The sequence below is a fragment of the Mesorhizobium sp. B2-6-1 genome (assembly GCF_006440475.1).
In the GTDB taxonomy this organism is placed as follows: Bacteria; Pseudomonadota; Alphaproteobacteria; order Rhizobiales; family Rhizobiaceae; genus Mesorhizobium.
On sequence record NZ_VFUH01000003.1, the window covers coordinates 74,260 to 88,943 of the forward strand.

General features: G+C 64.0%; 13 protein-coding genes and 1 pseudogene. All 14 read left to right on the top strand.

Annotated elements, in window-relative coordinates; all coding sequences use genetic code 11:
• Nucleotides 1–72 precede the first annotated feature (72 nt).
• The 14 genes and pseudogenes from FJ443_RS08085 to FJ443_RS08145 all read left to right on the top strand — a co-directional run bounded on the left by FJ443_RS08085 (nucleotide 73) and on the right by FJ443_RS08145 (nucleotide 14,013).
• On the top strand, nucleotides 73–1,050 hold the full coding sequence (locus FJ443_RS08085) for a LysR family transcriptional regulator (protein ID WP_140500683.1): 978 nt from the start codon (nucleotides 73–75) through the stop codon (nucleotides 1,048–1,050).
• Nucleotides 1,051–1,147: 97 nt separating this feature from the next.
• Entirely contained in the window at nucleotides 1,148–2,479 is a 1,332-nt protein-coding gene (locus FJ443_RS08090) for an aspartate aminotransferase family protein (RefSeq protein WP_140500682.1), read from the top strand.
• A 154-nt stretch (nucleotides 2,480–2,633) separates the two neighbouring features.
• Nucleotides 2,634–2,744 (top strand): annotated as a pseudogene (locus tag FJ443_RS31605) (integrase); the annotation flags it as partial.
• Between the two features lie 223 nt (nucleotides 2,745–2,967).
• The gene (locus FJ443_RS08095) at nucleotides 2,968–4,449 is read left to right on the top strand and encodes a PLP-dependent aminotransferase family protein (RefSeq protein ID WP_140663443.1); all 1,482 of its coding nucleotides are present in this window, start codon (nucleotides 2,968–2,970) and stop codon (nucleotides 4,447–4,449) included.
• A gap of 129 nt (nucleotides 4,450–4,578) precedes the next feature.
• A complete protein-coding gene (locus FJ443_RS08100) occupies nucleotides 4,579–5,343 on the top strand; it encodes an ATP-binding cassette domain-containing protein (protein ID WP_140500680.1) in 765 nt (254 codons plus the stop codon).
• 22 nt (nucleotides 5,344–5,365) lie between these two features.
• Nucleotides 5,366–6,160 carry a transporter substrate-binding domain-containing protein gene (locus tag FJ443_RS08105; RefSeq protein ID WP_140565715.1) on the top strand — a complete coding sequence of 265 codons (795 nt, stop codon included), beginning with the start codon at nucleotides 5,366–5,368 and terminating at the stop codon, nucleotides 6,158–6,160.
• A 77-nt stretch (nucleotides 6,161–6,237) separates the two neighbouring features.
• The gene (locus tag FJ443_RS08110) at nucleotides 6,238–6,936 is read left to right on the top strand and encodes an ABC transporter permease subunit (RefSeq protein ID WP_140500678.1); all 699 of its coding nucleotides are present in this window, start codon (nucleotides 6,238–6,240) and stop codon (nucleotides 6,934–6,936) included.
• Complete coding sequence (locus FJ443_RS08115; protein ID WP_140663445.1) at nucleotides 6,933–7,667, top strand: ABC transporter permease; 735 nt, start codon at nucleotides 6,933–6,935, stop codon at nucleotides 7,665–7,667. Before FJ443_RS08110 ends, FJ443_RS08115 begins: the two co-directional genes overlap by 4 nt.
• Nucleotides 7,654–8,463 carry a histidinol-phosphatase gene (gene hisN, locus FJ443_RS08120; protein ID WP_140500676.1) on the top strand — a complete coding sequence of 270 codons (810 nt, stop codon included), beginning with the start codon at nucleotides 7,654–7,656 and terminating at the stop codon, nucleotides 8,461–8,463. Before FJ443_RS08115 ends, hisN begins: the two co-directional genes overlap by 14 nt.
• A 349-nt stretch (nucleotides 8,464–8,812) precedes the next feature.
• Nucleotides 8,813–9,607 (top strand): aminotransferase class I/II-fold pyridoxal phosphate-dependent enzyme, encoded by a 795-nt coding sequence (locus tag FJ443_RS08125; protein ID WP_348641933.1) that lies wholly within the window; start codon nucleotides 8,813–8,815, stop codon nucleotides 9,605–9,607.
• 11 nt (nucleotides 9,608–9,618) lie between these two features.
• Nucleotides 9,619–10,605 (top strand): ornithine cyclodeaminase family protein, encoded by a 987-nt coding sequence (locus FJ443_RS08130; protein ID WP_140663447.1) that lies wholly within the window; start codon nucleotides 9,619–9,621, stop codon nucleotides 10,603–10,605.
• Nucleotides 10,606–10,619: 14 nt separating this feature from the next.
• Complete coding sequence (locus FJ443_RS08135) at nucleotides 10,620–11,609, top strand: pyridoxal-phosphate dependent enzyme (protein ID WP_140584233.1); 990 nt, start codon at nucleotides 10,620–10,622, stop codon at nucleotides 11,607–11,609.
• An 11-nt stretch (nucleotides 11,610–11,620) separates the two neighbouring features.
• A complete protein-coding gene (locus tag FJ443_RS08140; protein ID WP_140500672.1) occupies nucleotides 11,621–12,880 on the top strand; it encodes a cysteine desulfurase-like protein in 1,260 nt (419 codons plus the stop codon).
• A gap of 11 nt (nucleotides 12,881–12,891) precedes the next feature.
• Nucleotides 12,892–14,013: an aminotransferase class I/II-fold pyridoxal phosphate-dependent enzyme gene (locus FJ443_RS08145; protein WP_140517481.1), complete on the top strand. Its 1,122-nt coding sequence runs from the start codon at nucleotides 12,892–12,894 to the stop codon at nucleotides 14,011–14,013.
• Nucleotides 14,014–14,684 lie beyond the last annotated feature (671 nt).

The following is a 14,684-nucleotide window of genomic DNA, read 5'->3' on the forward strand; positions in this document are numbered from 1 at the left end:
TAAACCACTTGCGCTCAACCCAAATTTCGCAACATTAGGAAAACTTATGATGCTTCACGGGCGGAGTTGCGGGTGAAGAGCGGCAGTTTCGATTTCAACCTTTTCCGATCGATCGAGGTTTTCGTCGCCATCGTCGAGACCAGGCACGTCACCCAGGCGGCACAGATGCTGGGCATGACGCAATCGGCCGCTTCGCAGCATCTGAAGAACCTGGAAAGCGCGCTCGGCGTCAGCCTGATCGATCGCAATTTGCGGCCGATCGAGCTCACCAAAGCCGGCATCGCGCTGCATCGCCGCGCCGTTGCCATACTGGCCGAGGTCGAGGGCCTGCGCACCGACGCGCGGCGCGTCAATGCAGCACCGCTGCCGCTGTTGCGCATCGCGCTTCTGGCGTCGATCGCGACAACGCTGGCGCCGGCGCTTTCGGTCCTTGCCCGCAAGGGTTTCGGCATTCCCGAGCTCAGCCTGTTCGCGGGTTTGGCGACCGACCACGTCGCCTTGCTGCGGGCCCGCCGCGCCGACCTCGCCGTCACCTCCGGCGAGCTGTTCGAGATCGAGGGACTGACACGTTATCCTGTGATGACCGAAAAATTCCTGCTGGTGACGCCAAAGGGTTTTGCCGGCGATGTCGGTGACATCGTCAAGCTCTCCAAGAAGCTCGCCTTCGTGCGCTTCTCGCGCGAGACGCCGGTTGGCCTGCGCGTCGACCAGCATCTGAGCCGCCTGCGAATCGAGATCCCGCGTGCCATGGAAGGTGACCGCTCCAGCGTGGTGATGGCGCCGGTCGCGGCCGGCATGGGCTTTGCGATCCTGACGCCGACCCTGCTCATCGACGGGCTGGCGGAGGGTATGGAGATTGACGTCCATCCCTTGCCGTTCACCGGGCTGTCGCGCAACATCCTTCTGGTCGCGCGCGAGCGGGAGCTCGGAAACCTCCCCGAGGCTTTCGCCACGCGTACCGCGGAAGTGCTGACCAACGCGATCAGCACCCGCCTGCCTGGCCTTCCCGCCGACTGCTATGCCGTCGATCGCCCCTCGTCGCATGACTAATCAACTCCATCAGTTATCCTGATAAGGAGGTTTGGCGGTGTGCGCGCCGCGCATTCCGTGTTTTCAATCCAGGAGTTCGCAACACGGGAGACACGGCATGAACGCTCCGCACGTCCATTCCAATCTGGACATCGACTGGTCGACCGAGGCCATCGTCGATCGGCGGAACCGCTTCTATTCGGCCACGCAGCGCAAGTTCGTTCCTTACAAGGACCCGCTGATCCTCAAGCGCGGCAAGGGCCAGTATGTCTGGGACGAGAAGGATCGTAAATACATCGACCTGCTCGGCATGAACCTTTGCATCTCGGTCGGCCACGCGCATCCGCAGGTGGTCAAGGCGGCCACCGAGCAACTGGCGGAACTGACGCATTGCACGACGATGTTCTACCACCCGGTTCCGGCTCAGTACGCGGAGGAACTGGTGGCAACGATGCCGGCCGGTCACGATTGGGTCGTACATTTCACCAACAGCGGGGCCGAAGCGATCGATCTTGCGCTGCTGATGGCGCGCTCGCATACCGGCAACATCGACATGCTGGCGCTTGCCTCGAGCTATCACGGCGCCACTTTCGGCGCGCAGTCGGTGACCGGGATAGCGGGTTTTCGCCATCCCGTGCCCCAGCTTGGCGGGGTCACTTTCGTGGCCGAGCCCAACCAGTATCGCGGCATTCATGGCGAAGGCTTGCAGCCCTATCTCGACGAGGTCGAGCGCGCCATAGCGAGTTCAACCAGCGGCGGGCTGGCCGGCATGATTATCGAGCCGGTGCAGGGCTATGGCGGCATCGTGCCGATGCCGCCGGGCTACATTGCCGGCGCTGTCGAGCGTGTCCGCGCGGCCGGCGGTCTCTGTATCATTGATGAAGTGCAATCCGGTGTCGCCCGAACCGGCGATGCCTTCTGGGCGTTTGAATCCCATGGCATTGTGCCCGATATCGTCGTCATCGCCAAAGGTGTGGGCAACGGCATCCCGCTCGGCGCGGTCATCGCCAAGCGAGATGTCGCTGAATCCATGGCCGATAAATTTCTGTTCCACACCTATGGCGCCAATCCGGTGGCATGCGCGGCCGGCCGAGCCGTGCTAAAGGTCATAAAAGAGGAACGACTCCAGGAGAACGCCCGGGATGTTGGCGCGGTGCTCAAGGGTCGCCTTAACGACATGAAGGAGCGCTTTCCAATCATCGGCGATATCAGGGGCCGTGGGCTTATGCTTGCGATCGAACTCGTCAAGGACGGCGCGACGAAAGAGCCGGCGCCGGAGGAGACGCTCGCCATTTTCGAGGAAACGCGCCGCAACGGGCTCGTCGCCAGCCGCTCGGGACCGTACCGCAATGTCATCCGCATGTGTCCGCCGCTTTGCTTGGCAATGTCCGATATCGAGGATGTCGTCGACCGCTTCGAAAAAAGCTTTGCGGCATTCAGCGGTCAATAACGGTTCCTGTGCTCGGAGGGGCACAAACCTTTGGCGGCGGCTGAGCAGCAGAGAGAATCATTCGGAAAGGACCGGGCCCGCCCAAACCGGCTCTGTCGACGTGCGGAGGCTGAGCTGTCAGAAACATGCTTGTTGGATTGAGGTCAGTTATCCTCTGGGAGCCATCCAGTCTTTGCTCGGTCATAGCAAGATCGTGAACACGGTCCGCTATCTGGGAGTCGATGTAGAAGATGCTCTCGAACTTGCCGAGGCAACTGAGGTGTGATCAAGAGCGGCTCCACTTCACGAGTGGAGCCGTGAACAATTTGCGCGTGCATCTCGGCCATTTGGTGAACGCTGCCAGTGGCTGAAAGCTGGCATTCGACGCATGCAGAGAAGGCTTTCTGCTCATCGTTCGTCATGTGATAGGGTGATTTCAATTCGATAGGAAGATCATCCTTATGGCTGCGTCGCCGCTCGTGAGGTCCCGCCGTAGCCGGTGAACAGACATGCACGCTTTCAACTATCCCAGCTGGAACAGGATCGTCTTCGACCGCAGCCGTGGCACGCCGTTGAACGAGCAACTTTTCGAGCAGTTGCGCCGCTGGATACGGGATGGCATCATGGCGCCAGGAGCGCGCCTGCCGCCAAGCCGCGTCATGGCCGAGGAACTCGGGCTCTCGCGCAACACCGTTGTCCTCGCCTATGAGCGACTTGCCACGGAGGGCTATGTCGCACGTCGGATCGGCGCCGGCACCTTCGTCGAAACCATGCTGCCGGAAGACAATCACCCCCGAGCCGAGACGGCGGTCATACCGGTGTCAGGTCCAAATGCGCTCCCGGCACCCTCGCGCCGCGGCCAGGCGCTGCTCGACATGAACCTGCCAGCCGAACGCATCGAGACCTACGATCTCAGCGCCGGCGTGCCGGCGCTGAACGAGTTCCCCTATGACGAGTTCGCTCAGATCGCTAGCCGCCGCTGGCGCGAGCACGCCAGCGCCCACACCGGCTATGACTATTCGCGCGGCGCGCCACTGCTGGCCACCCGCATCGCGGGCTATCTGGCGGAGGCTAAAGCGATCAACTGTCGTCCCGAACAGATCATCGTCATCGGCAATACGCTGCAAGCGGCCGCTCTCGCGTCTCATGTTCTGCTCGACCGCGGCGACACCGTTCTGGTCGAGGATCCTTGCCACATGCCCGAGATCGCCACGCTGGAAGCCTTCGGCCTTGTCACCGTTCCCGCCCCGCTCGACAGGCAAGGCTTCGATACAGAAGCCGCCGGCGTGATGGTCCGAGAGGCGCGTATGGCCGTTGTCTCCCCGACCGAGCAATGGCCGTTCGGCTGCACGATGACGTCGGATCGCCGGCAAAAGCTGCTTGATTGGGCGGCGGACCGGCCCGGCTGGATATTCGAGGATGATTCCAATAGCGAGATCCGCTGGTCGGGCGAAGCGCAGACGACGCTCTACGCGCGCGATCCGCGGCGGGTCATCTATGCCGGCTCGTTCAACCGCATGCTGGCGCCCGGCCTGCGGCTCGCCTATTTGATCGCGCCGATGCCGCTGGTCGAGGCGTTCGCCCTCGCCCAGCGTATTTTCTCCTTCTACGCACCGCTACCGGACCAGGCGCTGGTCGCCGACTTCATGGACCAGGGGCGGCTCGCCTCGCACCTTCGGCGTATGCGCACCATCTACCGCGATCGCGCCGCCTGCCTGACACAATGCCTGCGCGCAAAGCTGCGAGACGGCTTCGACGTTCCCGACGTTCACGCCGGCCTGCACCTGACCGTCCACGCACGCGAACCGTTTGACGACGTGGCCGTATCGCGAACACTGCTCCAGAAGGGGCTGGACTGCCCACCACTCTCGCGCTACGCACGCCGGGAAACCAAGCCGAGGGGTCTTGTGCTGGGCTTCGGCAACACGTCGGTCCGCCGCATCCCGCGTTGCGTCGACATCCTCGCGCAGACTATCCTCGAACACGGTTGACGACGCATTCACAGCCCACGGGACTGGAATTGGTCCGCTGCCCGTCGGCGAAATTGGCTCTTTGGGCAGCCGCGCTTCCGGGACAATCTCCGTGTCCAGCCGATCGGGAGGCAAGGGCACCAAGTGGACATGGACCAAAACACCGTCCTGCGGGCAAATAACATCCGTAAGAGCTTCGGCGCTCTGGAAGTCTTGAAAGGCGTCGACCTGGTCGCCCATGCCCATGACGTGATCACCATGATCGGCGCCAGCGGGTCGGGCAAGAGCACCTTCCTGCGCTGCATGAATCTTCTGGAAATTCCCGACGCCGGCACGATCGCGGTGGAAGGCGAGGAATTGACGCTGGATCGCAGTTCGGGGCGCGCGAAGCTGAATGCGCGCCAGATCAATCGCATCCGCAGCCGCATCGGCATGGTCTTCCAGAGCTTCAATCTGTGGAGCCAGCGCACCGTGCTCGACAACGTGATGCTTGCACCGATGAAGGTGCTCGGCCTGTCCAAACAGGAGGCCCGGCAGCGAGCCGGGGCCTATCTCGCCAAGGTCGGGCTGTTCGAGAAGCGCGACCACTACCCCGCGCATATTTCCGGCGGCCAGCAGCAGCGCGTCGGCATCGCCCGCGCGCTGGCGATGGAGCCGAAGCTGATGCTGTTCGACGAGCCGACCTCCGCGCTCGACCCGGAACTGGTCGGCGAGGTGCTCTCGGTCATGCGCACGCTCGCCGAAGAAGGACGCACGATGATCGTCGTCACCCATGAAATAGGTTTCGCGCGCGAGATCTCGCGCGAGGTGCTCTTTCTCCACCAGGGCATGGTGGAGGAGCGCGGCCCGCCGGGACAGGTTCTCGGCGATCCGCAATCGGCGCGCTGCCGGGCCTTCCTGCAGCGCGTTCTTTGAACAGGACAAACAACAGGGGAACATGATGAAAAAACTTGTCTTGATGCTTGCGGCCGGCCTCGCCGCCTTCGCCGCGCAGGTCTCGGCGCGCGACCTGCGCGTCGGCAGTGAATGCACATACCCGCCGTTCAACTACAAGGACGCGAACGGCGAGTTGCGCGGCTTCGACATCGATGTCGCGAAGGAAGTTGTCAAGCGCCTCGGCGCCGACGCCTCCTTTGTCTGCATGCCTTTCGATTCGCTTATTCCGGGCCTTGTCGCCGGCAAGTTCGATCTTCTCGCCGCGTCGATGTCGATCACCGACGAGCGCAAGAAGAGCATCGACTTTTCGATCCCGTACCGCTCCTCCACCGCCCGGTTCGTCGGTCCGGACGGAAGCGATGCCAAGCCGCTGACGGACGACGGCAAGCCCAACCCCGATGGTCTCAAGGGCAAGACCATCGGGATCGAGCGTGCCTCAACTTACGAGAACTACATGCGAGACAACTTTCCTGAGGCCACGATCCAGCTCTACGACACGGCCGACAACATGCTGCTCGACCTGACCTCCAAGCGGACCGATCTCGTCTTCGCCGGCCCGATCAAGCTCGCCAACGACTTCCTCAACAAGGACCGAGGCAAGGGTTACAAATTCATCGGTCCGGAGATCAAGGACGTGAAGTATTTCGGGCCAGGCGTGGGCATCGGCATGCGCAAGGACGATGCCGGCCTTCGCGACGAGCTCGACAAGGCGATGAAGGCCATGATCGACGACGGCACGTTCAAGACCATCAACGACAAGTACTGGTCGTTCAGCGTGCTGCCGGCATCGAACTAGGCCGAGCCGTACGGTTCATCGCCGGCCATTTCACCCGATGGCCGGCGTCTTTCTTCTTGCCACCGCAGGAGCGGCAGATGGACATTTTCCAGGGATGGGGTTTGGAGGTCGCGCGCGGGCTCATGACCACCGTCGAGGTCGCGCTGCTGTCGCTGGCGGTCGGCCTCGTTTGGGGCATTCTCGGCGCGCTGGCACAGCTCTCCTCGAACTGTGTGCTGCGCGCCATCGGCCGGGGCTTCACTCTGGTCGTGCGCGGCACGCCCGAACTCCTCATCATCCTCATCGCCTATTTCGGCGGCACGGTGGCCCTGACCGGCTTGGCGAAGATGATTGACCCCAGCATCCGCTTTCTCGAAGTGCCGGCGATGCCGGCCGGCGTCTTCGCGCTCAGCCTGGTCTTCGGCGGCTACGCGGCCGAGGTGCTGCGCGGCGCCTATCTCGCCATTCCCAAGGGCGAGATCGAGGCGGCAGATGCCTTCGGCATGTCGGCCGCGACCAGCTTCATCCACATCCGCCTGCCGCTGATGTGGCGCTACGCGCTGCCCGGCCTCGGCAACAACTGGATCTCGCTCATCAAGGACACGTCGCTTATCTCCATCGTCGGGCTGGAGGAGCTGATGCGCATCTCCACCATGGCGACGCAGGTCAATGGCGAACCCTTCCGCTTCTACCTCGCCGCAGCGCTGATCTACCTCCTGCTCACCATACTGAACACCTCGATTGTCGACGCGCTGGAACGGCGTGCGACGCGCGGCGAGAGGAAGCTGGCGCGATGAACTTCGAGCTTATGGTCGAGAGCCTGCCGGCGCTGCTGTCGGCCACCGTCACGACGATCGAACTGCTCGTCGCCTCACTCTTCTGCGGCATGGCGGTGGCACTTCCCGTCGCCATCCTGCGCGTCAGCGGCCCGGCGCCGGTGCGCCTCCTGCTGCACTGGTACATCTACTTCTTCCGCGGCACGCCGCTCCTGGTCCAGATCTTCCTTGTCTATTACGGTCTCGCCCAGCTCGAGGTCGTTCGCGACAGCTTTCTGTGGCCATATCTGCGCCAGGCCTGGGTGTGCGCCATTCTGACCTTCAGCCTGAACACGGCCGCCTACACCGCCTACATCCTGCGCGGCGCCATCGAGGCGGTGCCAGCCGGTGAGATCGAGGCGGCGCGTGCCTGCGGCATGTCGACGGCGTTGACCTACCGCACGACCATCCTGCCGGGCGCCTTCCGCATCGCCCTGCCGGCTTACGGCAACGAGGTGGTCAGCATGCTGAAATCCACATCACTCGCCTCGACCATCACCGTCATGGAGCTGACCGGCGCCGCCAACACGATCGTCGCCCGCACCTTCGCGCCCTATGAGCTCTTCATCACCGCGGCGCTTATCTACCTCACCATTACCTACGTGCTCACCACGGCGTTGCGCGCCCTCGAATACAGGCTTTCACGACACACGCGTCCTCTGGGCGAACCCGCAACCCCACTCATAGAGGGAGCCGACAATGCCGGCATCTGACCCCAAGACCTTTACGGCTTTCGCCGGTTCGCTGGCAGACGTCAGCCGGGCGACAATCCAGGAAGCGCTCAGCGAGCAACACGGCTTCGTTTCCAAGGGCGATGCAAGCCCTGTCACCGCGGTAGACCGGGAGGTCGAGGAGAGGCTGCGCGCGCGCATCCAGGAGGCGTATCCCGACCACGGCATCCTCGGCGAGGAATTTGGGTCCGTCGGCCTCGACGCGGAATGGGTCTGGGTCATCGATCCGATCGACGGCACCAAAGCCTTCATCACCGGCATTCCGACCTTCGGCACGCTGATCGCGCTGGCCCGCAACGGCGTTCCCATGCTCGGGGTCATCGACAATCCCGTCACCAACGAGCGCTGGCTGGGCGCCGACGGTTCGCCGACCACCCTCAACGGCAAGCCCGTACGCACGCGCGCCTGCCAGGACCTTAGCGAGGCCCTTGTCGGCAACGGCAACCCGGAATCCTTCGACGACAAGGATACGGCCGCCTACAAGAGGCTGCGCCGCCAGGTGCGCTGGAGCGTCTATGGCGGCGGTTGCCATGCCTATGGCCGCGTCGCCGACGGCGCGCTGGACATCAATGTGGACGGGGGGCTGGACGCCTTCGATTATTGCGCACTGATCCCGATCGTGCGTAACGCCGGTGGCGTCATGACGGACTGGCAGGGCGGCGAGCTGACGATCCGTTCCGGCCGCCGTTCCGTCGTGGCCAGCGCCACACCTGAGTTGCACAGAACTGTGCTAGGCATCCTGGCCAACGCGACCTCACCGGCCCGCGCGGCTTCCTGAAGAAGAGGAATCGTACACACATGCAGATCGAAGAATTCACCCTCGAACGCATCCAGTCGCTCTACGAGAACATCGTCGAGTACAACCTCTCCGATAGCGGGGTACACCCCTATTCGCTCAACGAACTGCTGAGCCCGGAGGAACGCGAAAAGGTGCTTGCCGCCGAACTCGGTTACGGCTGGACGAACGGTGCCGTCGTCCTTCGCGAGGCGATCGCGGCCACATACAAGAATCGTACGGCCGACGAGGTGATGGTCACCAACGGCTCGGCCGAAGCCAATTTTCTGATGGCGATGACGCTGCTGGAGCCGGGCGACGAGATCTCGTCGTCGTCCCCAACTATCTGCAGATCAGGGGATGGGCGAAGGCGCTCGGCGCGGTGGTACGTGATGTGCCGCTGCGCGAGGAACTGGGCTGGCTGCCCGATCCGGCCGATATCCGCGCGGCGATTTCGCCCCGCACCAAGGTCATCACGCTCTGCACGCCCAACAATCCGACCGGACGCGTGGTGCCGGCGGACCTGCTCGGGGAAATTGTGGCCATCGCACGCGCCAACGGCATCTGGCTACATACGGATGAGGTCTACAAGGGCGCCGAATACGGTACCGTCGAGCCGCCGAGCAGCGTCGACCTTTATGAGAAAGCCATCGTCACCAACGGCTTGTCGAAGGCGATGGCGATGCCGGGCCTGCGCATCGGCTGGCTGGTCGGCCCTGCCGCCGAGATCTATGCCTCCTGGCAGCGCAAGGACTATACCTCCATCACCACCGGCGCGGTCAGCGAACTGGTCGCGTCGATGGTGTTGCAGCCGGCGCGCCGCAAGGCGATCCTCGACCGCAGCCGGGACCTCCTGTCACGCAATGTCGACATGATGGTGCGCTGGGTCCGCGCCAACGAGGGGCTGGTCTCGCTGGCGCCGCCGCAGGCAGGCGGGATGGCATTCATGCGCTATCACTTGCCGATAAATTCGACCGAACTGGCGCATCGCGTCAAGGACGAGCAGGGCGTGCTTGTCGCGCCGGGCGACGTCTACGGCATGGACGGCTATTTCCGCGTCGGCATCGGCGCGCCGGCGCATGTCCTGGAAGACGGGTTGGAACGTGTGCAGCTCTTCCTGCGCGGCCTTGCCCGCTCGGCGGCCTGAACGGAACGACCATGGCTAGGCCAGCCGCAAACATGCCGCTCATCCTCGACCGGGCGGAGATCCTGCGGCGGCTCGACCACGCCGCCGGTATTGCGGCCGTTCGCGAAAGCCTCGTCGCCTACAGCGCCGGGGCAGTCCAGCAGCCGCCCGTCGTGCATATGGGATTCGCGGCGGCGAACGGCGATTGCCATGTGAAATGCGCCCATGTATCGGGCGCGTCGATCTTCGTCGTCAAAGTCGCGACTGGGTTCTACGACAATCCGACCAAGGGCCTTCCAAGCGGCAACGGCATGATGGTGGCGCTGTCGGCCACGACAGGCGAACCGGTAGCGCTGCTGTTCGACCAAGGCATGCTGACCGACTGGCGCACTGGCTATGCCGGCGCGCTGGCGACCCGGCTGTGCTGGCCTAAGGGCGCGACGCGCCTCGGCATCGTCGGCACCGGAACCCAGGCACGCATTCAGTTACGCGCGCTGCGAGTGCTGGCTCACGGCGAGCCGCTTTCGGTCGCGGTATGGGGCCGCTCCCCAGCGGCGGCGGGACGCTTCGCCGCCGACGTGGCCGACCTTGGCCTCCAGGTATCGCCAGTCGGCTCGCTCGCCGACCTTTGTTCCGATTCACAAGTGATTGTCACCACGACGCCCGCGACCGCGCCGCTGGTACGCGCTGAATGGATCGCGCCCGGCACGCACATTACAGCCGTCGGAGCCGATGCGCCCGGCAAACAGGAATTGGAGAATACGTTGGTCGCGCGCGCCGACACGTTGCTCGCCGATTCGGCCCTGCAGAGTATCGACCATGGCGAGTTCGCTCATGCCATCGTGGCCGGCCTCGTCGAGCCAGAGCGGATCGGTGAGATCGGCGTATCGCTGCGGACTGGCTCATTGACGCGCAAGCCTGGCGACATCAGCATCGCCGACCTGACCGGCCTCGGCGCAGAGGACGCGGCAATCGCCAGCGCCATCCTCGCGAGCGCCGGCACAGCCGCAAACTCTTGACCCAGGACAGAACCATGTCGAACGAAGGTGACATCGCCGCCGCTGCCGCGCGTTCCGTGCGGGCGCATGCCCGCATCCGCGGCCACATCGCGAAGACGCCGCTGCTGGGCGCGTCCGCCGTCGGCGACGCGATCGGTAGCACCGTTTTGTTCAAATGCGAAAATTTCCAGTTCACCAACTCCTTCAAGGCGCGAGGCGCCTTCTCGAAGCTGACCGCGATGGACGATGCGACCGGGGGCCGGCCGTTCGTCACCGCCTCGTCCGGCAACCACGGCATAGCCTCCAGCTTCGCGGCGTCGCGCCTGTTCCGAAAATTGTCGGTCGTGCTTCCGCACAATGTCACGAAGGCCAAACTGGCGCGCATACGGTCCTTTGGCGTCGACGTGATCCTGCATGGCGACGAAAGCGGCCAGTCCGAGGCGCACGCGCGCCGCCTGGGCGAGGAGAAGGGACTCGTCTACGTATCTCCGTACAACGATCCCGATGTTGTTGCTGGCCAGGGCACGATCGGGCTCGAACTGCTGGAAGAGCATTCGCATATCGACAATGTCTTCATCGCCATGGGCGGCGGCGGGTTGATCGGCGGCATCGGCGCCGTGATGAAGGCCTTCAGTCCGCGCACGCGGATCATCGGCTGCGCGGCCGCCAACAGCATGGCGCTGGCAGCGTCGATGGAAGCGGGCAAGGTGATCGATGTCGAGCACTTGCCGACGTTGGCCGACGGCGTCGCCGGCGGCATGGATGAGGATTCCGTCACGCTCGGCCTCGCCCGGTCGGTCGTCGACGATGTGGTCATCTGTTCCGAAGCCGAGATCGCCGGCGCGCTCGCCCGTCTCGCGATCGAAGAGCATCTATTGGTCGAGGGTGCAGCCGGCCTAGCGCTGGCAGGGCTGATGAAGCACCCGGAACGGTACCGCGGCCAAGTCAATGCGATCGTGCTGTGCGGCGGGAATTTCGACTACGACGAACTGACGGCCGCGATCGCGGCGGTGCGACCGACCTGAAAGGGAATTCCATGACGACTGGACGATGGGACATCGAGGCGGTGCGCGGGGCCTTCCCGGCGCTGGCGATCACCGACGACGGCAAGCCACGTATCTATCTCGACGCGCCGGGCGGCTCGCAAGTACCGGCACGCGTGGTCGAGCGGATGAGCGAGGTGATGCTGCGAAGCTGCGCCAACGAGGGCGGTGCCTTCCACACCTCGCGTGATAGCGACCGCATCTTGGTGGGAGCGCATGCAGCGGCGGCCGCCTTGCTCGGCGCACAGCCGGACGAGATCGTCTTCGGCCTCAACAGCACCTCGCTGATCTTCCATTTTTCGCGCATGGTGGCACGCGACTGGAAACCGGGCGACGAGATCGTGCTTACCCGCATGGACCATGATGGCAATGTCGGCCCGTGGATCATCGCAGCCGAGGAACGTGGCGTCACCGTCCGCTGGCTCGAGTTCGATACCGAAACCTTCGAATATCGCTACGACATGCTGGACGAACTGATCGGCCCGCGCACGCGTCTGGTTGCCTGCAATCACGCGAGCAACATCTTTGGCACCGTCAACGACGTTGCCCGTATCGTGGCTGCTGGTAAAGCTGCCGGCGCCGTCACCATGGTCGATGCCGTGCAGTCGGCGCCGCATTTGGCCCTCGACGTGTCGGCGATCGGCTGCGACCTGCTCGCATGCTCTGCCTACAAGTTCTTCGGTCCGCACGCCGGGGTCATGTATATACGGCCGGAGCTGCGCGACCGGCTCACGCCGCTCAAGGTGCGGCCCGCCTCCTTCGACATGCCGTGGCGCCACACCCCCGGCACTCCCTCCTTCGAGGCGCAGGCCGGCACGCAGGCGGCGATCGAGCACATCGCTTGGCTCGGCGAGCAGTGCGCCGGCGTCGACGTTGCCGCGCCGCTGCGCCAGCGCATCGTGGCGGGATTGGAGGCGGCGACCGACTACGAAGCCGGACTGATGGACCGGTTCCTGGCGGGTGTTGCCGGCATTCCCGGTTTCAAGCTCTGCGGCATCGCCAGCCGCAACCGGCTGGACGCCCGTGTGCCCACCTTCAGCTTCCGGCTGGCCAAGAGGTCGCCGCAGGAGATCGCAGCCGCGCTGGCGGGCGAAAACATCTTCGGCTGGGCCGGCGATTTCTACGCTTATGAAGCCTCCGGCCTGCTCGGCCTGCGCGAGCAAGGCGGCGTCGCTCGGCTCGGCCTATCGCATTACACCACAGCAGACGAGGTCGACCAGGCCGTTTTGGCCGTCGCCCGGCTGGCAGCCTGACGGGGGAAAGCATGGACTACGCACGCATGGTGATCGAGAAGGAATCACCGGAGGAATACGGCTATGACCGCATTCGCTTCAACCTGTCGGAAAGCTCCGTACGAGACCGTAAGCTGTCCGATTTCCATCTCTCCGTCCCTGACCTGCTGCTGCCCTATGGCGAGCATCGCGGCGACCCTGAGCTTCGGGCGTTGGTAGCCGCGCAGGGCAAGGGCCTCGGCCCCAACAACGTTTTGGTGGCCGCCGGCGCCGCTGGCGCGCTGTTCATCATCGCCACCACGCTTCTATCGCGCGACGACCATCTTGTCGTGGTGCGGCCGAACTATGCCACTAATATCGAGACGCCGCGCGCCATCGGCTGCGGCATCACCTTTATCGACCTCAAATTCGACGATCGGTTCGGCCTCGACATCGATGCCGTCGCCAGCGCTCTGCGCCCGAACACCCGCTATGTCAGCATCACCTGCCCGCATAACCCAACCGGCACGATGATCGGCCGCCCTCAACTGGACGCGCTGATCGCCTTGGTCGAAAAGGCGGGATGCAGGCTACTGGTGGACGAAACCTACCGCGACCTGACCCATGGCGAGATGCTGCCCCCCGCCGCCTCGCTCAGCCCCGCCGCGATCAGTGTGGCTTCGCTGTCCAAGGCTTACGGCGCGCCGGGCATCCGCGTGGGCTGGATCATGACGCGCGACGTGCACTTGATGGAGCGCTTCCTGGCGGCGAAGGAGCAGATCGGCATCTGCGGCAGCGTCGTCGACGAGTGGATCGGCGCCCGCATCCTGGAAGGCCGCGACGCCTTCCTCGCCGCGCAGGCGCCAGTGCTAGCCGGACGCCTTGCCATCATGCGCGATTGGATTGAGAGCGACGAACTGATCGAATGGGTCGAGCCCCAGGGCGGCGTGGTCTGCTTCCCCCGTTTCCGTCATGGTCCGGGATTCGATTTCGACGACTTTTACGCAGACCTGCTGGAAAGCTATGGCACCTATGTCGGTCCGGGCCACTGGTTCGAGATGCCGCGCAACCACATGCGTGTCGGCTTCCTCTATCCTCTTGAGGACGAACTGCGGGGTGGCCTGGCGGCGATCTCCGCAGCGATTCGCAAGCATTCTTCCCGGCAAAGGTCGTGACATATACGGCGATGTCCTGCCGCTGAAGGCGGCCGTCGCCGGGGCACCGGGTGAGGCCGACGCGCGCCCTTCGACGATGGCAGTAAGGTCTATCTGGAAATTCCTGTGCCGCATCGATCAGGGCGAGGCACCCCCGCTCTTCATCATCGGGCGGGCGGAGGCAGCCAGCGACAAAGCGGCGCCTGATCCTGGGCTGCAGATCACGCTCGCGCATCAACCGCTTGACCTTCTTGGGGCTGACGACGATGCCGCGCTGCCAGCGCCGCCTGCATGCGGCGATAGCCTTAAGCTTCGAAGCTGTCGGAGATTTGACCCATCGTCTCGACGAGCGCTGTGTCATCCACGGCGGTGTCGGGCTGATCGTAGTAGGTTGATCGCGCGCCATCAGCCGGCAATCCTGCTTGTTCAATTTGTCCGGTCCCAGGGGCGAACTCCAGATGGAAGGCGAATTTCCGCAGTCTTGGGTGCGATTCAGTCAGCTCGTGACATTCGTGAACGCGCGCAGCAAAGAGACCGTTTATTCTCGCGGCATCCCGAAACGGTCGCGAATTTTCCTTAACGGGTACCGCTTTTGACGATCTATCTACTCGCCATCCAGGGGCATAGATTGCAGGAAACAGCAGATACTCTCGGATCCGCCACTCTGCGTGGGCGGCTCTACGCACGGGCGA